At 50.2% G+C, this 21,493-nt stretch carries 16 protein-coding genes and 1 pseudogene; 8 read left to right on the forward strand and 9 right to left on the reverse strand.

The window, feature by feature from the left end:
• The first annotated feature begins 43 nt into the window (after positions 1–43).
• The 3 genes from apaG (at position 44) to ACES2G_RS11540 (ending at position 1,398) form a co-directional block, all read left to right on the forward strand.
• A complete protein-coding gene (apaG, locus tag ACES2G_RS11530) occupies positions 44–433 on the forward strand; it encodes a Co2+/Mg2+ efflux protein ApaG (RefSeq protein ID WP_374000218.1) in 390 nt (129 codons plus the stop codon).
• A 115-nt stretch (positions 434–548) separates the two neighbouring features.
• Positions 549–857 (forward strand): hypothetical protein, encoded by a 309-nt coding sequence (locus ACES2G_RS11535; protein ID WP_374000219.1) that lies wholly within the window; start codon positions 549–551, stop codon positions 855–857.
• The gene (locus ACES2G_RS11540) at positions 829–1,398 is read left to right on the forward strand and encodes a GNAT family N-acetyltransferase (protein ID WP_374000220.1); all 570 of its coding nucleotides are present in this window, start codon (positions 829–831) and stop codon (positions 1,396–1,398) included. The genes ACES2G_RS11535 and ACES2G_RS11540 overlap by 29 nt, the downstream gene beginning before the upstream one ends.
• Here ACES2G_RS11540 and pdxH read toward each other — a convergent pair.
• The 5 genes and pseudogenes from pdxH to ACES2G_RS11565 form a co-directional block, all read right to left on the reverse strand.
• Positions 1,395–1,984 (reverse strand): annotated as a pseudogene (gene pdxH / locus ACES2G_RS11545) (pyridoxamine 5'-phosphate oxidase). The gene ACES2G_RS11540 and the pseudogene pdxH overlap by 4 nt on opposite strands.
• Positions 1,984–2,679, reverse strand: a complete 696-nt coding sequence (locus tag ACES2G_RS11550) for an FKBP-type peptidyl-prolyl cis-trans isomerase (protein WP_374000221.1) — start codon at positions 2,677–2,679, stop codon at positions 1,984–1,986. The pseudogene pdxH and the gene ACES2G_RS11550 overlap by 1 nt, the downstream one beginning before the upstream one ends.
• Positions 2,680–2,809: 130 nt before the next feature.
• On the reverse strand, positions 2,810–3,958 hold the full coding sequence (gene mnmH / locus ACES2G_RS11555) for a tRNA 2-selenouridine(34) synthase MnmH (protein ID WP_374000223.1): 1,149 nt from the start codon (positions 3,956–3,958) through the stop codon (positions 2,810–2,812).
• Positions 3,948–5,000, reverse strand: a complete 1,053-nt coding sequence (selD, locus tag ACES2G_RS11560; protein WP_347359056.1) for a selenide, water dikinase SelD — start codon at positions 4,998–5,000, stop codon at positions 3,948–3,950. Before selD ends, mnmH begins: the two co-directional genes overlap by 11 nt.
• A complete protein-coding gene (locus ACES2G_RS11565) occupies positions 4,997–5,245 on the reverse strand; it encodes a twin-arginine translocase TatA/TatE family subunit (RefSeq protein WP_347359055.1) in 249 nt (82 codons plus the stop codon). The genes selD and ACES2G_RS11565 overlap by 4 nt, the downstream gene beginning before the upstream one ends.
• Positions 5,246–5,337: 92 nt before the next feature.
• Between ACES2G_RS11565 and ACES2G_RS11570 the strand changes: the two genes are divergently transcribed.
• From ACES2G_RS11570 to ACES2G_RS11590, 5 genes are all read left to right on the forward strand, one after another.
• On the forward strand, positions 5,338–5,739 hold the full coding sequence (locus tag ACES2G_RS11570) for a hypothetical protein (RefSeq protein WP_347359054.1): 402 nt from the start codon (positions 5,338–5,340) through the stop codon (positions 5,737–5,739).
• 35 nt (positions 5,740–5,774) lie between these two features.
• Positions 5,775–7,892 carry a sulfatase-like hydrolase/transferase gene (locus tag ACES2G_RS11575; protein ID WP_347359053.1) on the forward strand — a complete coding sequence of 706 codons (2,118 nt, stop codon included), beginning with the start codon at positions 5,775–5,777 and terminating at the stop codon, positions 7,890–7,892.
• A complete protein-coding gene (locus ACES2G_RS11580; RefSeq protein ID WP_347359052.1) occupies positions 7,873–8,559 on the forward strand; it encodes a response regulator transcription factor in 687 nt (228 codons plus the stop codon). The genes ACES2G_RS11575 and ACES2G_RS11580 overlap by 20 nt, the downstream gene beginning before the upstream one ends.
• Positions 8,537–9,994, forward strand: a complete 1,458-nt coding sequence (locus ACES2G_RS11585) for a sensor histidine kinase (protein ID WP_374000224.1) — start codon at positions 8,537–8,539, stop codon at positions 9,992–9,994. The genes ACES2G_RS11580 and ACES2G_RS11585 overlap by 23 nt, the downstream gene beginning before the upstream one ends.
• 87 nt (positions 9,995–10,081) lie before the next feature.
• Positions 10,082–10,297, forward strand: a complete 216-nt coding sequence (locus tag ACES2G_RS11590; protein ID WP_262555890.1) for a hypothetical protein — start codon at positions 10,082–10,084, stop codon at positions 10,295–10,297.
• Between the two features lie 75 nt (positions 10,298–10,372).
• Here the strand turns inward: ACES2G_RS11590 and ACES2G_RS11595 are convergent, their stop codons facing one another.
• The 4 genes from ACES2G_RS11595 to ACES2G_RS11610 form a co-directional block, all read right to left on the reverse strand.
• Positions 10,373–11,836 carry a fibrinogen-like YCDxxxxGGGW domain-containing protein gene (locus ACES2G_RS11595; protein WP_374000226.1) on the reverse strand — a complete coding sequence of 488 codons (1,464 nt, stop codon included), beginning with the start codon at positions 11,834–11,836 and terminating at the stop codon, positions 10,373–10,375.
• Positions 11,837–11,856: 20 nt separating this feature from the next.
• Positions 11,857–13,278: a fibrinogen-like YCDxxxxGGGW domain-containing protein gene (locus ACES2G_RS11600; RefSeq protein ID WP_374000227.1), complete on the reverse strand. Its 1,422-nt coding sequence runs from the start codon at positions 13,276–13,278 to the stop codon at positions 11,857–11,859.
• A gap of 4 nt (positions 13,279–13,282) precedes the next feature.
• The gene (locus tag ACES2G_RS11605) at positions 13,283–17,431 is read right to left on the reverse strand and encodes a tail fiber domain-containing protein (protein WP_374000229.1); all 4,149 of its coding nucleotides are present in this window, start codon (positions 17,429–17,431) and stop codon (positions 13,283–13,285) included.
• 155 nt (positions 17,432–17,586) lie between these two features.
• Complete coding sequence (locus ACES2G_RS11610; RefSeq protein WP_374000230.1) at positions 17,587–21,273, reverse strand: ABC transporter transmembrane domain-containing protein; 3,687 nt, start codon at positions 21,271–21,273, stop codon at positions 17,587–17,589.
• Positions 21,274–21,493 lie beyond the last annotated feature (220 nt).

Genomic DNA, 21,493 nt, shown 5'->3' on the forward strand with positions numbered 1-21,493 from the left:
TGCTCTTGCCGGAAATCAGGGAAAGATTTATTCTGAGGTCCTTATGAGCATGCAGAAAACATCAGTCCCGGATTTTCAGATCTCGGCAAAAGTCGTTTACGTCCCTTCAGAATCAAAGCCTGAAAAGGGTTATCACTTTTTTGCATACAAAATTTCGATCACAAATACCGGATCTTCCCCGGCGCAACTGATGAGCCGTCACTGGGTCATTACAGATGCTGCCGGAAACAAAGAAGAAGTCCGCGGCCCCGGGGTTGTTGGATTACAGCCCAAAATCCACCCAGGGCAAACCTTCGAATACGACAGTGCCTGCCCGCTGAACACCTCCACTGGCAGTATGCTGGGACGCTATTTCTTCGTGGCTGAGAATGGCGAAAGCTTCAGCGTGGAAGTCCCGGAATTCTACCTTGTGGCACCTTTGGCGCTGCATTAATTTCCCTCATAATCCCCTTATTTCTTCGGAACATTTTTAAGGTCCAGTTTTATGCTTTTCACTGGAGTTAAAACAAAGCTGTGCTAAACCCTGTGCCAGTTTACGGGAGGCTGTCATGGCATGGTTTAAAAGCTTGCGAGAACTCTTGGGTCTGGAAAAACCAGAAATGTGCCTGTGCATGGTAATTTCAGAACAAGAAGGCGCCGAGATTTGGGTGGAAGACCATAAGACCAATTATGTGACCCCAAAACTGGTTGCCATTAAAAAAGACCATCCGGTCAAGATCACAGTCAAGATGGTGGGACATGAAGAGCACACCTCTGTGGTGCGCAGCTCTCACAATTTGACCTATTTCTATTGCAACTTAAAACGCATCCCTCTTAGACTTGTCAGCAATGAAGTCTATAGATCTGCCTCTTTATAAAAAAACCGCCCGCCTGATCCTGCGCCCTTTGGAAGAAACTGATTATGAAAACTGGGTGCAGGCTTATTCCAGCATGAAACCGCCCCAAAATGAATGGGACGAAACCAACTGGGCGGACAGTGAGCTGACCAAGAAGAAATTCAAAGAGCTTCTAAAAAAAGAAAAACAGCAAAAAAATTCCGATCACTTTTATTCTTTCGGAATTTTCCTGAAGGACGATGGTCTTCTGATCGGCAACGTCAGCCTGATGGATATTTCCCGTGCGGTTTTTCAGAATGCGTACCTTGGCTACCGCATTTTCAATCCTTATTGGGGATATGGCTTTGCTCAAGAAGCAAGTCACGGAGCTTTGAATATCGCATTTAAAAAACTAAAGCTTCATCGCGTGGAAGCCGGCATTGCTCCCACCAATAAAAAATCCATCAAGGTCGCAAAGGCTTTGAAAATGCGTAAGGAAGGCGTTAGCAAACGTCGTCTGCTGGTGAATAAAAAGTGGATGGATATGGAAATCTACGCCATCACCAAAGAAGAATATAATTAAGGACTTCGCATCAGGCGGTTCCAGGAACCGTCTGCACCACGCTGATAGATATAGCGTTCGTGCAAGCGACCACCCAAGCCGAACCAGAATTCAATTTCAGTGGGAATGACTCTCCAGCCGCCCCAGTGTGGCGGACGTGGCACGACTTGACCGTCGAATTGCTTTTCGTATTCCTGAACTCGGCGGGACAGCCAGTCGATATCAGGAATCTCTGCACTTTGATGGCTGGCCCATGCGCCGACCTGACTTAGACGTGCACGCGTGGCGAAGTAAGCGTCGCTTTCAGCCCCAGAGATTTTTTCAGCCTTACCCGTAATGCGGATTTGTTGCCAGATAGCTGGCCAGTGGAAGTTGAGGCACACCATCGGATTGGCCTCGATATCGTGTCCTTTATGGGAATTGTAGTTGCCATAAAAAACAAAGCCCCCTGCGACACCTCTTTAAGATAGACGACGCGTACGGAGGGCACACCCTCTTCATCCACCGTCGCCACCGACATTGCGTTGGCTTCGGGGATTTGCTTAGCGACCGCCTCTTTCATCAGGCGGTCGAAATGCTGAAAAGGGTCTTTGTTAAAGTCGATCATTACTTCTTCTTCTTAGTATCTTGTTTAACGATGTCGATCAACTCAACGTCGAAAACAAGAACTGAGTTTGGTGGGATACCTGGACGACCAGATGGACCGTAAGCCAACTCAGGTGGGATGAAAAGTTTAGCTTTGCCGCCAACTTTCATCAATTGAAGAGCTTCTGTCCAACCTGGGATAACGCCACCAACTGGGAATTCAGCAGGTTGACCACGGTCGTAAGAAGAATCGAATTGTTCGCCGTTCGTCAAAGTTCCTTTGTAGTGAACTTTTACTACGTCTTCTTTCTTAGGAGATGCGCCAGTGCCTTCTTTTTCAACGATGTATTGAAGACCGGAAGCAGTTGTTTTCACGCCAGCAGCAGATTTGTTTTTCTCCAAGAATTCTTTACCAGCTTTAGCATTGCCTTCAGCCGCTTCTTGTTGTTTTTTCATCGCCATTTCTTGAAGCTTCATCATAGCTGCTTGCATGTCTTCTTTAGACATTTCGTTTTTACCAGCAGATGCATCTTTCAAAGCTTGCGCCAAAGCGTCAGCATCGAAATCGATGTTTTGTTGTTTCAAGTTGCCACCGATTTGTTGTCCGATAGCGTAGCTCGCTTTTTTCATATCAGTATCGAGCTTCACTTTCTTTTGGCAAGCTGTTGTGAATGCCATAGCAGCTACAACAAGACCACCAAGGACCAATTTATTCATGCTGTCTCCTCTTAAGGGGTTTTGTTTTTAAATACTAAAGGCTATATCTTGCGCCCGTTTCTTATATTTTCATATAGATAACGCACAGAGAAAATAAGGCCATCACCCGATGCGGCGACGCTCTGGGCGGTCATTTCCCGACAAGCTCCAGAAGGTATTTTTCGGCATCAGCAAGGTTTCCTTTAAAAAGAATATTCACCTGCCGGCGCTCCAAAGACCCCAGATAAAGAGGGTCGTAGTAATAAGAAAGCAGCTTTTCTATCCACACTTTGTTACTGGAAAGCTCCTGATGATTCAGATAGTCTTGCTGAGCCCTATCCAGGTCCGCGATTACTTCCTGACACCGCAAACCACCCAATTTACGATGGATGGTCATAACGGACCGGCGGTACTTTTCAAACACCTGCACAGCTTCGCTTCTTAGAATGTCTTCTTCTTCCTGACAGCGGGGCAAGGACTGAACACTCAACCCAATCGGAGTCTGCAAGACATAGTCCCCAAAAACATTCTCAACCCGAACGTGCATGGGTTCATCAATCCACACCACAGAAGACGCGCGCAGACGGATAAAGAAGGTTGCAGGCTGATAAATCCGACCGATCAGACGACTTTCATCCTCCACCACAGGTTTAATTCCGCCGACAATTTTGTCCTCAAGAAGCATCAGTTCTCGGGCCAACTGGTTTTCGTAGTCAATTTGCGTGGGCTGTTCCAAATCCATCGCACCGAAGGCCGAGCCGCGATGACGAGCCAAATGCTCCAGATCAATCACTGGATACTGATCTCGCAAGCGATGCAACAGATGAGTTTTCCCACTGCCCGTCGGCCCCGACAAAGCAATCATCTCATGGCGGACTGAAAACTCTTCGATTTGTTTCATCAGATAGGACCGAACAGCCTTGTAGCCCCCGGTGATCAACGGCACAGAAAGGCCAGCTTCCCGCAACCATTGCTGGGTGATCTGCGATCGTTTGCCTCCGCGGAAACAATACAAAATCGCCTGTGGGTGCTGTTCAAAAAAGGCCTTCCAGGCTTCCACCCGCTCCTCTTTGACAGCGCCTGAAACCAGTTCATGACCCAGCTTTACAGCTGCTTCCTGGCCTTCCCGCTTGTAGGTGCTCCCGACACTGGCACGCTCTTCATCATTCATGATGGGCATGTTCACAGCACCCGGCAAACTGCCCTGGTGAAATTCCACGGGAGCCCGCACATCCACAAACGGAATGTTCCGGGCAAAAAGTTCTTTGATTTGATCAGGTTTGATATTCTTAAGACTCAAAAATCACCGCTTTATCCTGCAGAGGCAAAACCTCTCCAATGATCTCAGCAGATTTAAACTTGGCACGCAAGGCCTGAACCATTTCCCCACTCACCGCTGCGGACACAGACAACAACAGCCCCCCGCTTGTCTGAGGGTCATGGGTCAAAAGTTTATGAAGGTCATCGACCTGGATAAAACTCACATCTTTTTCGGTGTACTGGGCGTTGGATCGGTGTGCTTTGGTCAGAAAGCCTTTTTCCAGGAAGGACAAGGCCTTGGCAAACCGAGGCAGCTTACCAACAGAAATACGCAGGCTGACTTCGCTCGCTTTTGCCAGTTGCATCGAGTGCCCGGACAGGCCAAAGCCCGTGATATCCGTTGCGGCATGAACCTCTTTTTGCAAATGCGGAGTCATATAGTCCACAGCATTATTGACTGTGGCCATGCTGACTAAAGCTTCCATGATGTCTTCTTCTTTGACTTCCTGGCGCTTTAATCCCGCCGTCAAAGTCCCGGTTCCCAGGGGCTTGGTCAGAATCAGATGATCCCCGGGACGTGCCCCGGCATTGGACCAAACATATTGCGGATTCACGAAGCCGGTCACAGACAAGCCGAACTTCAAGGTGTCATCATCAATGGAATGCCCACCAACAAAGTTGGCATCGGCTTCGGCGATTTTGTCGCTGGCCCCTTGCATGACATCAACAATGACTTCCGAAGGCATTGTCGCAATCGGAAACGCCAAAATCCCCATGGCCGTCTTGGGTTTTCCGCCCATGGCATACACATCGCTCAAAGCATTTGCCGCGGCAATTTCACCAAAAAGTTTCGGGGTGTCGACAATAGGAGTGAAGAAATCAAGAGTTTGAACGAGAGCGATCTCATCGTTCACTTTGTAAATCGCAGCATCGTCAAACAGCCCGCCATCAACCATTAAGGCTGGGTGGGCTGCAGGAAACTTCACCTGTTGCAAAATACTTCTAAGCTCGGAAGCGGCCACTTTCGCAGCACAGCCTCCCTTTTGCACAGTCTGAGTCAGAGCGATTTTGGAAGAGCTCATGACTGCTTGTGAGAGTCTTTTTTCTCTTCAGTCTGAGTCTGAGCCTGCTCATTCATCGGCTTTTGCTGATTCTGAGAGATCTGTTGTTTTGCTTCGCGCTCTTCGCTTGGGTCTTCATTCAGACCTTTTTTGAAGCCGCGAATGGATTCACCCAAAGAACGTCCCAAATTGGGAAGTTTGCTTGGCCCAAAAAGAAGCAAGGCGATACCGCCAATAAGAAGAATTTCAGTCCAACCCAAATTCATAAGGTCTCCTCGTTAGATGCCACAAACCCTAGCATAAGGCCTATTGCGCGGCAACAAAAGGAGGTGCATTATATTGAGAAAGGGGAAATACAATGCTGAGTTTCATCATGATTCTGTTTCTCACGGGTGATGCACAGGCCCAAAGTAAGAAGATCAACACCTCGATCTATGAGCAAGAGGCCGAATCCGAAAAGTCAGAGAGCTTTTCCGCCAAAGTACGCGTCGTGCGTGAAATCTCTGAAGAAGTTGAAGTCTTTTTTGATGGCGACAAGGCCAAGGGAGCCTACACTTTACCCCGCTCTTTGCCGCAATATGGCGCAACCTTGAAGCTGCTGGAAAAGTCCCGCAAACCCGGTGGCCCGCCGGTTTCCATCACCGCCGATGGTGAAAAACGGATTAAATCTGTTGAAGCCGCTCAAGGTGGCAAGGGTGGCGACTTCCAGCCCCCTGCAGACCCTAATCAAAAATGGGATTTCGGTACAATTCCAGATTGATCCTAAGCCCGGGAAGTGAGACTTTCACTTCCTCAATGAAAAACGTTCGTGCTCAATGGTTCAATCAGTCGTGGCTTTATCTTAAACGCATTCTGATCGTGAATGTCGTTTTCCTTTTCATTGGTTTCCTGTGGCGCTGGGCTTTTATGCTGACTTTCGGGGATTCCCGCGAGCTGTCCCAGCTTTCCGGGGATGTTTTTAAAGCCTTCATCCTGGGTTCACGCTTTGATGGCACCATCTTGTTTTATATCAATGCCATTCCCCTGCTGCTGTTGTTGGTGTTCAGTCTCTTCGCCTTCTGGAAGGGCTTTACCCCAGTCCTGAACCCCCTGTTTTCCCGTTTTTCGCGCTTTCTGATCCCGTACTACACCGTGATGCTTTTCATCGTGATGTTTTTTTCTGCAGTGGATTTCGGTTTTTACAGCTTCTATCAGGATCGCATCAACGTCTTGATCTTTGGATACTTTGAAGACGACACCTGGGCGCTGACAAAAACCATGTGGAGCAACTATCCGGTGATCTGGATCTTCCTGGGATTGGGCCTTTTCACCTATCTGCTGTGGAAAGGGCTTAAGATCAATTTCACTCAAGGGCGAGAGTGGCTCCCGTCCAGAGTGAAGACAATTTCGTACCCCGTTTTTGTTCTGTTCTTTTTTGTGCTGTTCGTCCTTAACGGCATCGGTGCCCGTGGTTCCTTGGCACTGTTCCCGTTAAGCGAAATGGACACCGGAATTTCCAAAAGCATTTTCGTCAATCACCTGAGCTTCAACGGTGTGCGCGCTTTGACCCGGGCGATTGAATTAAAATCCCAACAAAGCTCCAAGTGGGACAGCAACCTTCGTCATTACGGCTATGGTGAAAACTATCGCAAGGCCTTTGCGGACTTCTATCAAATTTCTGAAGATCAAGTTCCGGCAGATCCCCTGCAACTGATGAAAAAAGTGACTCCGAAAAATGTCTGGGCCGAAAAAACGCGCCCGCATGTTTTGCTTTTGGTGATGGAGTCCATGGGGGCGTACTGGTTTAACTACAATCAGCCGGAGTTCAATCTGCTTGGCGATTTTGAAAAACATCTTCAGCAAGACACCTACCTGACCCACTTCCTGTCCAGCACCAATGCCACAATCGGCAGTCTCAGCTGCCTGATGATTGGTTCGCCGCAAAGACCGATCAGCGAGTTCCTGACTGAAAGTAGTTACCTGCAGGTGCCTTTCCGCTCAAGCCCCGCAAGAGTGTTTAAACGTGCCGGTTACAAAGCCCGCTTCCTTTATGGTGGCAATCCCGGCTGGCGCGAGGTGAACAAGTTCGCCTTCCAACAGGGCTTCGATGCCGTAGATGGTGAAAATGAAATCGCCGAAGGCCTCGGCGGAATCAAGGAAAAGCATGACTGGGGCATCTATGATGAAGACCTTTTCGACTATGTGCTAAAGACCTTGTCTGAAGCCAAAGATCCGCAGTTCCTGCTGACCATGACCACCACAAACCATCCGCCGTATCAGTTGCCGAGCACTTACCAGGCCCCCTCCTTGAATGCACCGGCAGAACTCAAAAGCCGGTTGATTGGCGATGCTTCGTTGGCCGAAAAGCGTTTTAAGACATATCGCTATTCCTCGGACAAGCTGGCCGAATTCATGACCAAGCTGAAGAGTTCCCCGCTGAAAGATAAAGTGATCGTGGCCGTCACCGGAGATCACACCTTCTGGATTGTGAATTTCACCGAGCAGGAGCTGCTGCAAAAAGGCTCTGTGCCCTTCTATCTATACCTGCCAGACGCCATCAGAAAGAAAATGGCCCCTGAAGCCTTTGGCTCACAATCAGACATTCCCCCAACCCTGTACAATCTGGCCTTGTCAGAAACACCGTACTATTCGCTGGGCCGTGACCTATTTGACAAGACTGATGACTTCGCCGTCAATAACTCGGGCCTGATTGTGGATCGCACAGGCGGCGTCCTGACGTCCGGCAAAGCAGAAAATGATCAACCTCTGGATTGGGAAGGCAACTACCAACGCCTTGTTCGCGGCGAAAGCACCGAGCACAAAAAACAATTGGCCATGAAATACAAATCCTTGATGAGTATTCTGGATTATTATTTCATGAAGGAAAAACAAGATCAGAAAGGGCCCGTAGAACATGCGGATTCTAGTCGTTGAAGATCAAGTAAAGATGGCGAACTTCCTGAAGCAGGGCTTGAATGAGGTCGGCTATGCTGTTGATCTTGCCGAAAGCGGATCTGCGGCTGAATCCTATCTGGCCCAGGGCGATTATGATCTGGTGATTCTGGATGTGATGCTGCCGGATCAAAGTGGCATCGATACTGCCCGCCATATTCGCCGCGATGGGTTTGAAGGCCCCATCCTGATGCTGACCGCTCTTTCCACCACCAAAGACAAAGTTCACGGTCTTGACGCCGGGGCTGACGACTATCTGACGAAACCGTATTCTTTTGACGAACTTCACGCCCGCGTGCGCGCTCTTTTACGCCGTAAAACCCCGGCCAATGGAGGCAGCGCCACTAATATTTTAAAATATGCCGATCTGGAACTGGATCTGATTCAGCGCAAAGCCCGCAGAGCATCCCAGGATATTTCTTTGACCTCAAAAGAGTTCGCGCTGTTGGAATACTTCATGAGAAATCCCGAGCGTCCTTTGGGTCGTGTTTCCATCGCTGAACATGTTTGGGATATTCATTTTGATTCTGAAAGCAACGTGATTGATGTGTACATCAATCTGTTGCGCAAAAAAATCGATGCTCCTTTCCCAAAACGTCTGATTCACACTGTGGTGGGCACCGGCTATGTTCTTAAAGAAAATTCGTAATTTTCTTTCCAGTTTCAGTATTCGTCTGCGCCTGTCGTTGATCTTTGTTCTGATCTTCGGGACGACGACGGTGTTCTTTAATATGTTCCTGTTCCAAATGATGATTGATAATCTTCAGCAGGACTTTGACGATGCACTCTTTAACTACTGCGTGGACGTGTCCGACGGGATCGAGATCGGCATCAAAGGGGATTTAAGCTTCCCGCCGTTGCGACTGGATCATGGAAAGATTTTACCCTTCCCCTTGGGAACGGCGCTGATTCAGGTCCGCCATAGTTCGGGCGCGGTGCTGGCCCGGGTTGGAAACTTTGGCGAATTCAACCCACCTTACAAAAAGGACTTTGAACGGATCTGGAAAGGCGAAGAAGCCACCTATCGCACCATCGAGCATATTCGCAACATCCCGTCCGCCGAAGCAGATTCCTATCGCCTGATTTCGTTCCCCTTGGACAATGCCGCCAAACCGCAGTTGCTGTTGCAAATCGCTGTACCCATGACCCTGCTGGAAACACAGATCCAAAAACGACTGACCCTGATGCAGTTGGGTATTCCGATGGTTTTGATTGTCGCCACCTTTGGCGGCTTGTTTCTATCTGCGCGGGCCTTAAAGCCGGTGAACAACATCATTCACATCACCAAAGAGATCAAAGCCAGCGAGCTGTCCAAAAGAGTTCCGGTGCCTCACGCCAATGACGAGATCAAGCAACTGTCCCTGACCTTGAATGAAATGCTGGATCGTATTCAACAGGCGTTTATGAGCCAGGAACGCTTCGTCGCGGATGCTTCTCATCAGTTGCTGACTCCGCTAACCATCATACGGGGCGAGCTGGAACTGCTGCAAAAAACCGAACATCGTGATGTCGATCAGTTCATTAAAAGTGCTTTGCAGGAAGTGGACAGTCTTTCCAGCATCGTTCAGGAAATGCTGCTGCTAGCACGCGTGGATGCCGGGATTGGGGCCATGAATCTGCAGGACCTGAATTTTGACGAGTTGGTCTTCGGAGCTCTGGCTCGTTGTGAGAAACTGGCTAAATCCAAAAACATCAAACTGAAAGTCACCATCAACAATGAGCCCGGTGAAGACCACCGCCTGATTCGCGGGGACAATGATCTGCTGGAAAATCTCATCGTGAACATCGTGGAAAATGCCATCAAGTATTCACCCAATAACGAAGTGGTTTCCATCACGCTTCACCACACCACAGAGACCTCCGCACTGATTGTCGAAGACAACGGCCCCGGTATTCCCGTTGAACAACTGCCGCTGATTTTCGAGCGCTTCTCGCGCGGGTCTAATATGGAAACCCGGGTTAAGGGCTTTGGTCTGGGACTGGCGATTGCACAAAAAATCGCCATCCTCCACAACGCCCGCCTAAGTGCTGAAAATCACTCGGGGTCCGGCGCGAAATTTATGTTTGAAATTAAAAACATTTAATCTGTTTTTAATTAGGGTTTTAACCTCCTTTGTTAGGCTTTCTTTGTTCCGCAATTGAAGCTCACAAAGAACCATTAGGAGGTTACTATGAAATTTGCTTCTATCTTGATGTCTATCGCTTTTGCTGGTGTTGTTGCTCACGCTAACGAAACAGCTCCTGCTACAACAACTGCTCCAGCCGCTCCTGCTGCTGAAACTGCTAAAGTTGAGAAAAAAGCTGCTAAGAAAAAACACACTAAAGAAGCTGCTCCTGCAGCGGCTGCAGCTCCTGCTGCACCTGCAACAGCTCCTGCTGGTCACTAATTCCTGCTTCACCGCAAGAATGTGATAAAGGGAACCTTCGGGTTCCCTTTTTTTATTTCTGAATTTGGTATTGAATTATTTTACCCAAAGTTCCACACGAGGAACACCAATGACTCCCGCTCCGGTCACAGTTTCACATGCGGGAATCCCTGCCGGAGTTCCGTAACCTGCAGCCGCCATCATCCCCACCGCATAGAACCAATTCGAATGGCTGACCGACCCATCAGACAGTGCCATATTGGAAGCGCCATTGTATTCAAGTCCACCCCAGTAATTTGTCGTACATTCCACAGCCACCGCCGTGTAACCCGCAATCGGATCTGCGGTAAAGTTACTGGTTTGAGTCCACCAGTTGCGAAGTGTACTGCCTGAACCCGGCCAGTTGATTCTTAGCTCTAACTTTCCTGAACGATAAAAACCACCCACTCGTCCCATGATGGAATACCGGGCTGCCAACGGAGCGGAGGAGTTGTAGTTCAATGCCTCGGCCACACTGGCAAAGACCCCGTCAGAAAAGTTATGATTCAAAATGCGCGTCCAGCCGCCGCCATCCGTGGTCATATCACAATAGACCGGAACACTGCCGCCACCACCGGGGTTAATCATATAAAGACCTGAACCAATGGACGCCCCGCTATCAAGAATATGCTTACAGGAATTATAGGTTGCCACAGTATCGTCCTCTTTAATCCACAGATTCACTTCCGCGACGCCTGCCCCTGTGCCCAGCATCGAGCTTGCCGCCGGAATCCCCGCTGGAGTTCCATAGGCCACTGTTGAACCCACGGCATACCACCAATCCGTGAACTGTATTGAACCATCCAATAAAGACTGATTACTATTCGTCGGTCCGTGAGTTCCGTTCCCCAGTTCCAGCCCCCCCCAACGATCCGTGATCGCCGTTGCCATAATCGGTGTCCATCCGCTGACTACAACGTCACTAAGAGGATTCGTGGACTGCAACCAGATATTTTTTTGTGAATACCCGGGCCAGGTCTGTCGGAAGCGATATTTACCACCGGCGACAAAGTCAGGAATCTTGTTCAACACAGAATAAAGATTCCCGGTCGGAGCTGCCGTATTCTTGCTAAGCGCATCGGCAGTACTTGCAAAATATCCCCCGGCCGTATTGTGGCGAAAGATCCGGGTCCATCCCCCACCGTCTGTGGTCATGTCACAATAGGCTTGATAAGAGGCATTTCCCGTAAGTCCGTCTGAATCAATAGTATAAACGCCATCTGCCGGACTGCTTAAAGTTTCTTTGATTTCCTTGCAGGATTTTGGATAGCACTGGGTCGCGACAATAAAAGCAGGCTTACTGGCACCCGTAAACGCGGTCCATTCCGTGCTGGTTTTTGTGGGGACGAATAAGTCACTGGAGGCATGATTGTTCTGAATATTATAGCAAGACCCCTGCGCTCCATAAGGAAGATACAAACGCAGAGAGCTTCCCTTGGGAATGCGGTACCCGTCGCTGAGGGTGTTTATTCCCAGCAGAAACGGTGTCAGCAAAGATGTCCAAAGCAGTTTTCTTTTCACAAGCTGTTTCCTTCACATCTTTATCGTAAGAAGAACTTAAAGTTACACGAACCCTTGCCACTGTAGCAGACTTCCGTGGCTTTATACGCAGGCACAATCCCCTCGTTACCGGAATTAAATGCGATATTCAATGCATCGGAACTATCAAAGTGATCATTCGCAGTTTGCCCGGCACACCCGGCAGTACGACTGGTGTGGCGTAAATTACCGGTGCATTTCGTGGTGTTATAATTCCAGTTGCCTCCGGCCAGATCAATGATCGGGGCACCGCTATTATACGACGGCGATACAAACATCGCATCCGTGGTGTTGACTGCAATCGAAAAGGCTTCCGCGTTGATCGAGGATTGCTGATTCAAAATATGTCTTCCCGACAGGGCCAGATTATAAGTGTTCACAAAAAAGTCATTGGGCGTGCTTGCCGTCACAGAGCCATTGGAATAAGCCACCAGTGTCCAGCCTCCGCCGGAAGTCGTCATGTCACAGAAGACCTCATAAGGGGCTGTGGCACCGGCGCCATCAATGTCAATCGTATAAATCCCATCTCCTTTGGAAGCGCCCGCCGCCAGAATCGCTTTGCAGGATTGATAAACCGTGTGTGTATTATCCTCGCGAATCCACAGGTTCACTTCGGGAACCCCGTGACTGGAACCCAGAACATCTGATGCCGGAATTCCTGACGGAGTCGTACCCCAACTGGCGTAGGTTCCTACTCCATAATACCAGTTGCCATGATTGACCGATCCATCCAGAAACGCGGATGTGGAAGCCGGACCGTGAGTTCCATTAGACAACTCCAAACCGCTCCAATAGTTGGAATACCCTTGCACAAATTCAGATGCATATCCTGCCACATTCACATCCGCTGTGGGATTGGTTGTCTGGAACCAGATATTTTTAAGCGGTTCGCCCGGCCAGGTTAAACGGAAGTGATAACGATTGCCGGAAGTTTTAAAATTATCAATACGGTTTAAAATCGAATGCAAATTCGCCGTCGGTGTTGTGGCATTCTTAGTCAATGCATCGGCAGCATCAGCGAAATATCCGCCCGCGATATTATGACGGAACAGCCGCGTCCAGCCACCTCCATCGGTGGTCATATCACAATAGACTGGAAACGGCGAACTGCCCGTGGGGTCCACATAGTAAACGCCATCACCTTCAGAACCGTTGCTGTTAAGAATATCCAGGCACGAGGTGCAGCTTCCCAAGGTCACACTGGCTGGCAGGTTCGAGCGAAAAGAAGTCCATTCTGCCGCTGTTTTCGTCGGGACGAAAAAGTCCTTTGCGACGTTGGCATTAATCACTTTCTTACAGACATTGTGAGCGTTGATAGCTTTGGTTGTGGAACGATTCACCCTGTGCCCGGTGTCCTGGGTGTTCAACGCCAAAAGCAATGGCGCCGTGATCAGAATGAAAAAAATCTTCCCTAAATACCTCACAGGTTTATTTCCCCTTCAAAAGGGCCTGTTCCAAACGTTCCAAGCGCTGCTTCAGATCCTGGTTTTCTTTCTCAAGCTGCTGCATGCGAACCTCAGAGTTTTGCTGAACACTGGCCAGTCCGCGAGACACCGTGGCAATCTGGCTTTGACAAAGTTCTTTGTCCGCCAGGCGCTCGGCATGTTCCTGCTTAAGAGCTTCAACCAAAATGGCCGTGATATTGCCGTACTGAACTGATTTATAGCCAGAAACCTTGTCCGTCTTCACAAGATCCGGATACACAGCTTCGACTTCCTGTGCGATGAAACCGACGGTTTTTTCTTCGTTGTTCTTCCAAACGAAGTTCACCCCACGAAGTTTCAGAAGTTTTTCCAGGGCCTGAGGCAGGGTCACTACGTCTTTTTTCAGACGAGCGTCTGAGGTGTAAAGATAGGACGCGGCCTTGATATTGCCAGTGACTTCTAAAGCCTCGCTGGGTGCCGCATTGCCAATACCCACTTTTCCATCATAAGTGACCACCATGCGATCAACACTGTTGTGCTTAATTTCTAACAAGTTTGAAGTGTTGCCGGTCTTGCCATTCAAAACCAACAACCGACCCCCGAAGTTTCCATTTCCGATAGTCAGCATTGGCACTGTTGAGTTGGAATTTGTATCCATCGTGATTCGTCCCGCCCAGTCCACCGACATAATATCGGTCCCATCAGCTTTGGAGACTTTAAATGGAGCCTCTGACACCTTCTGACGAACGTGCAGAGTAGAGCCTGGGGCATTTGTCCCAACACCCAAGTAACCTGTGGCAGAGATTCTGACTTTTTCGACATTATTGGTATCAAAGATGATGGCTCCGTTGACACCGTTGCTGACGAACAGGTCATTGGATCCGCCGCTGCTATACCCCAGCGTTCCCATCCAACTGCCGTTGCGAAGCATATCTATCGAAGGGATTCCGGAGGCAACACTATCCAATTTTAGAGAAGCCACCGTCGTCGCATCTGCTTTGATCGTCAACATCCCGTCAGTCGTCGGGCTTTGACCAATGCCAATCCGGCCCGCGCTATCCACTGTCATTCTTGCGGCGCCATTCGTTTCCAAAATCAACGAGTTGGCGGAGTTGGTCCCCAAGGTGGCGTCCGCACCAAAGTTGTTTCCACCATTCACAAAGACATCCGTAAGTCCATACCCTGCAGCCGTTGTGGGATTTGTTCCCGCCGTCACACGACCATAGGCATCCGTCGTAACCGAACGATAAGTTCCTGCCGTGCCGACAGTTGGCAGATCTGCCGAGGCAATCGCACGGAACGCCGGAGCGCCCGCACCACCCGACGCCGGTCCCGCAAAGAATGAGTTCTGCGCCTGGTTGGCAAAGTTAGCCGCGGTCACAGAGATCGACTGACACAGGAACGTGTCGGTCGCGGCATTATAATACATCGTCTGAGAAGCTGAGCACGCCGTGCTGGCAAACACACCACCAAAAGGGGTGATCGTTGAACGCAAATCCCCCAGTTGCAGGAAGGACGGTGCATATTGGGTCGTGCCGTTATAGCGAAGCACCTGCCCTGCTGCCGTAGGCGCTGTGGCACTGACCGCCGTTCCTTGAACTTTGGTCACCGTGAACGCGCCCGCATTGGTCATGCTCACATCACCTGAAGGCGCCACAGCTGTGGCCACGCTGGATGCATTACCCACACGGATATTGCCCGGAGCCAGTGTCGCAGAAAGTTTATTATTGAAAGTCGTCCAGTCCGCAGAGGACAGATAGCCGTTCTGAGTCCCGTTAGCCACCTGAATGCCGATGTTCGGTGCGCTGGCTGTTCCGGAATTCACAATCGGAGACGTCACGGCCACACCGGAGGTCACAGCCGGAGTTGTCCATGATAAGTTGCCACTGGCATCCGTCATCAGAACTTGATTGGCACCGCCCACGGCGGCCGGGAACTTAAGAACATAAGAAGTCGTCACGGTCGTCGGAGCCTGCAAGGTCACCGTGTTAGAACCTGAATCACGCAACACCACAGATCCCGCGCTTATAGCGCCGGCGGCAAAATTACCGGAAACATCCCGTTTCACGATCGTGCTGGCCGTATTCAAATTTGTCGCGGCATTTGCCGCCAGTGTCGCCGTATTCACATTGGCCGCGGAAGAACCACCCACGGAATTCACCGTCGCACTGACAGCTCCGTTACCAGAGGCGGTCACATCCCCGGTTAAAGAAGTGATCGTCCCACCTGCCCCTGCCGAAGAAGCAATGGCCACCCAGGCCCCTGAGTTGTACTGATAGATAATCTTTGTGTCCGAAGCAAAATAGATCGCCCCTGCTGCCGGAGAAGCCGGTTTGGCCGCATCCGTGCCTGACTGAATACTTGGTGAACCTCCGGCATTGGAAACCAATGCGTCCGTGATTCCATAACCCGAAAGCGTGGTGGGTTTGCCGGAAGTGATTTTTGACCAATCCAGATTAGGAATGTCACCTGCCGCTAGTCCCGTCGCTGCCGTCACACGTCCTTTGGTGTCGTAAGTGATCTTAGTGCCCGTACCACCGGCACCAATCGCTGCCAACGTAGGACTTGGATAAGTGCCACTCAAATCCCCACCAGCGGCTCCGGAGGGAGCACGGGAATTTGTTAAACGAGTGTCATTGCCCAAGACCACTTCCGTGGCCGCAGCATCACCAGCCGCCGGGGCGTTTTTCACCGCCGCAGTTCCCAGCCCCAAGTTGGTTCGCGCCGTTGCTGCCGTCGCGGTCAATTCGCTCAGATTATTTGCGGGATTTAGCGGAGTGAAACCCAGAGCATTTTGTTTTCCGTTAAAGACAATCCAGTCACTGGCTGACAAATAACCGTCGGTGGAGTTATCCGCTTTGGTGATAGAAATCTGCGGTGTCGTTCCACCATTGGTAACAGACAAAGGTGCGGTGGCAGAAACATTCGTCACCGTACCGCCGGCATTACTGTCATTGGAAGGAACCCATTTCCCCGAGGCATTGAACTTCAACACCTGACCTGTGGTTGGCGCTGCTGTGAAGTCCAGATCATAGCCTTTGATTTTTTCAACCACCGTGGCACCTTGTGTGCCCGTGACATCCCCCACAAGACTTCCTGTGAAGTTGGCTGACACAGAAGCAGACCCCACCGCCAACGAGGTTTGATTGGCACAAGTCCAGCCTGTTCCGGCATTCCAGACCATCACCTGGCCCGCAGAACAATAGAACGGCTCCAGTGTATCACCCGTCGCAGAATCGGTTTTCACAAGACGGTTGATGCCCGGATTTGCAAAAAGTTTTGCCGTCGAAATCGCCTGATCGGCAATCTTTGCTGTGGTCACTGCATTGTCGGCCAAACCCGGATTAGGATAAGTGCCGGACAAAGCACCACCCGCGGTTCCTGACGGAGTCCGGGCATTCGTAAATCGCGCATCATCCCCGGCTGCCACTGTTCCTGAAGTTGTGCCGACATTCAAAGTGATCATAGGATTCACGGTGTCTGCTGAGACCGTCAAATACGGATTGCTTCCCGCGGAGGCAGTCACAGTTTTGACGGTGCCGCCGCTGGCTCCCGCCACGGCCGCACAACCAAATTCCTTGTTGATCGCATCCCAGGTCAGGAAGCTGCCTGAGTCACAACTCAAGTTTCCGTTCACTTCGGTTTTCATGACAAAGTCAGAAGCGACATTAGAGCCCAACTTCGCCGCGGAAGCCGCGAAACCAGAAAAAGGAACGGTGCGAATCTCACTGTCAGGTGAAATCGTGTTCCACTGAGCGCCATCATAGAAACGTACACGCAGGAAGCGGCCATCGGTCAGGCCTGGGTTGTAAGGAGAATTCCCATCACACACCAAAGGCAAAGCATTGTTGAACGCATCTAAAATGGTGAAACTCGGATTATTTCCCCCGGGATAGTTGTGCGCACTTCCGATTTTGACGTCGAAGACCCCGCCTGAATTCACCATGTTGACGTTATTGAGCTGCTCTCGATACAAAACGCAGGTCTTGTTCGGAGCCAAAACCGTAAACTCGAACGCGACAGCCGCATATTCCAGCGGTTGCCCGTTACTTTTGACGATACGGCCTTGATAGGTTAAGGCTGCAGGTGCCGCGTGGGCTGCCTCGAAGCCGAAAATGATAAGGAGTGCAGTAAACGTTCCTTTTAGTCCCATGTACTAAGTATCGGAACATTTTAATGGTTTTTTAATTACACTCCCCAAATGGAAGATAAAAAATCGCGTATTGTTACTGCCATCTCACTTATCCGTCTCAACTTGAGACTTCAAAAGTACCATGCAGGGATTTAGGTCCTGCATGGCCTTCTGATTTACACAAGACTTTCTTCAATTTCCTCTTTGGAAAACTCGGTGGGTCGGCGAATGGACTTCACCTCCCCGGCCAGAATTTCCACGATCTGATCACAGTCCTCGATTGTTCCCAGACGATGGGCGATGATCAACATCGTCACCCCGGCAAAAGAGGATCGTATCACCTTCTGCAACAACGCATCGGTTTGCACATCGACGCTGGCTGTGGCCTCATCCATCACAATCACTCGGGCCTTCGTCAAAAGAGCCCGGGCCAGACACAGCAGTTGGCGTTGCCCCTGGCTCAGATTTAAACCACCCTCTGAAACTTCGGAAGCCAGTCCCTTCGGCAAGCTGGAAACATATCCCCACATAGAGGCATGTTTCAAAGCGCCGATGACTTCCTCATCCGTGTACTCGTTATAACGATCCAAGTTGTTGCGGATCGTGCCCATGAACAAGGTCGGATCCTGCGGAATGATGGCCAGGCTTCGGCGCAACCTTTCCAACGGCACGCTGGCAATGTCCACTCCGTCAATCGCTATAAGCCCTTCTTCCGCTTCAATGAAGCGGAACAACGACTGGAAGAAGGTGCTTTTTCCCGAGCCCGTGCGACCGATAATACCCACGCGACTTCCCGCTTCGACCTTGAAAGTGATGCCCTTCAAAACCAACGGCAGATGGGACGCGTAACGCACTTTCAGATTCTGGACCACGATTTCTCCACGCTCTGGCCAGGTCGGACGCAAAGGTTCTGACGGAGCTTTCAGCACGGACTGCTCCGCCGGAAGATTTGAGAAGTACTTCAAGCGTTCAATCGAAGTCATACGCGACTCAATATCCGCAAACACTCGGACCCCCCAGTTCAGGAATCCCCAGAATGAAAGTGAATACAACGTCACCAGACCTGCCGTTCCCGCGTCCATCACCCCAGCATAAGCGGACAAGCTGACGCCAATCGTGGTGCTCATTGAAATCACCCCACCAATCAGCGGAATGCGTGATGAGAACCAGCGATTGATCAGGTAGTGGGCATGGAACATGCGATTGCTGTGCGCTAGCTTCGCATAGAAATTATCCATGAACCACGGAGCTTTATTAAAGCTGCGAATCACCACCAAGCCCTGTAAGCTTTCTTTGAAATGGGCATAACGAGGGGACCTGGCCACACTGTCAAAACGCTTCACTTCACGGGCCGGACGACGATAGTCTTTTTGCAGCACATAGTACAAAACCATCACTGGCAGAATCACCACGACCATCAAAGGCATCAAAGTCAGAATCAGTACCATGGACACAATCACCTGCAAGGCACAGTGAACAGCCGAATCGAAACTCCATTGCAAATACACATCCACCGATTCCACATCACGAGAGAACCGCTGGATGATACGCCCGACCGGCGTCGAATCAAAGAAGCGAACCGGCGACGACAAAACGCTTTTAAGCATCTTATCATGCATGTTCTTACCAGCCCGAATTCCACGATCCAGCCAGAACAAGTGATTCACCAACGAACCCACCAGAACAGCGACACCAATCAAACCATAAATTCCAATCGCGGTCAGAGCCACCCATTCATTCTGACGATCTGAGAAATAGGAAAGCCAAGCCTTTTGGGCCAATGGCAACAAAGTGGCGGCCACCGCACCCGCCAACAGCAATCCCAGGATCAACGGTTTGGTGTATTTCCCATCGCCCCCCAAAGAGCTGATGTAATCCCAATAAACCGAACCCTTCACGGCACCGACCTCGCGATCCTCGTCCTCAGTCACGCGCACATTTTTGGATTCTACGGCTTCCTGCAAATTAGAGATATCCTGCGCCATTTCGCTGGAGGTGACGGATTCGCCTTCACCTTGCGACTTGCCATGTTCTTTATAGAACTCTGCAAATGCCGGGTTCTGCAAAAGTTGCTCGTAAGTTCCCTGCCCCTGAATCTTGCCGTTCTGAATAAAGATCACCTGATCAAAGCTCGGCAAGAACTCAAGACGATGGGTCACCACGATACGTGTTGTGCCCTTCCAAGCGCCAAAAATCAGACGTTCACACAAAAGCTTTTCAGTTTCTGCATCCACCGCTGACAAAGGATCATCCAAAAGCACCACTTGCGGCTTACGCAAGAACGCGCGCGCCAAAGCCACACGCTGCTTTTGTCCCCCGGACAGATTGACACCTTTTTCGCCGATCTCTGTGCGCAAGCCCCCGGACCACTCTTTCAAGTCACGGCTTAAGCAGCTGTTATGTAAAGCCCGGCGCAAGTCTTCCTTGGAAACCTCTTCACCGAATTGCAAGTTTTCCAACAAAGAGCTGTTGATGATGTAGGCCTCTTGCGGAACATAGGCCATACGCGGACGGCCAGGCATTTCCGGAGTGAACTGCACCTGACCTTCACGAGGATACAGCTCCCCCAGAAGACTCATCAGCAACGAACTTTTCCCGGCACCCACAGGACCCACGACGGCCAAGGAACTTCCCGCTGGCACATTCAGATTCAAATCTGAAAGCACGTCCTGTGAATTCCCATCAAAGCGCAGGCTGACATTTTGCAACTGCACACCGACAGCGCTTCCGGCATCGGATCTTTCCTGAGTGGAAATCTCCACCTGATCTTCATTCAGGTACTCCAAAATACGTCGAGCCCCCACCATCGCGTTCGTCGCGCGGGAAATCAATCGGGACAAGTCCCCAAAAGGACCTTCCAACAAACCGAACAAGGAAATACAAGTGAAGATGATCGCGGCATCCAGTTTTTCACCACGCCAGGCATGGACCGCCAAGGCCACAAATAAAACCAGTGTCGAAACCGCCAGATACCCAAGACTTGAAATCACTTCGGCCCTGGCCAGGCGACGTCGACTGTTCAGTTCTTTTTCGCGCACTTCCGTGACTTCCCTGGAAACACTTTTTTCCCAGGCAAAGTACTTAACTACACGGATGGCATTCATCGCCTGAGTCATCAGGGTCACCCGATGATCCCGGTGCGCCATCATTTCTTCATCCAAACGAGTGAATTTTTTGGCAACATAGTTGGTCAATGGCGCCAGCGTGAAAAGCACCACCAAAGCGGCCAACGCAGACCAGCCAATATAATAGAAGAGCATGATCACCACGCCCACAATCAGGAAGGTCGCTGAAACAAAGTCGCCCAGAACCATGGCAAAGTCTGAAGCGTTCTCAGAGTCTGTGCTCATGTGATTGACGATATCGCCGACCTGATTCTTCTGACGGGCCTTCTGACTGAGCTTCAAGCTGTGACGGAACAACTTTTCATTCAAAATATTCGTCATCACCTGATAGGCCTTAAGCCCATTGAAGAAGTAATGCTGCATGCAAAGGCCGGACAGGAACCCGCATAACCCCAGCAACACCCCGTAAACAAGAGCCGTCGGCAAAGTTTCCTGGGTCACGCCTGCGGAAATAATGCCCACAAAGCGGTTCACCAGAACGGGTGATAACAAGGCCAGCATGGAAGCGGACAGATACCACAAATAAGAAGGTTGCGTGTACTTGCGCAGCGCCCGAATCATGGAGAACAACAGAGCCCTTGGGCTGCTCCACTGGATCTTGGCCAGATCAACCTGAACATGTTGTGGGTGCAGCTCTGCTGGCAGCGCCAAAAGATCACTTTCATCGATGTGCTTGGTCTTAGCCAGCTTCACCAGAGGAGTGACCTCGGCGAATAACAAACGTCGGAACAAATTCATAAAGAATCCATAACTGCTCTTTTTAAGAGCTTAAAAACTTAAGAGCGTAAAAACTAAAACTAATTTTTCAGAAGAATAAGATGCCTAAAGAGGTGTCTTAGAACTGTGACAGAAGAAGGCTTTGCATTGCATTCAACTTATTCATCGAATTAATGATAAAATTGATCATCATAATGTGCCTCCTCCCTTTTGTGAGATGATTCAGCGTAACCCGGAAAAA

The organism is Bdellovibrio bacteriovorus (assembly GCF_041888015.1).
Classification (GTDB): Bacteria; Bdellovibrionota; Bdellovibrionia; order Bdellovibrionales; family Bdellovibrionaceae; genus Bdellovibrio.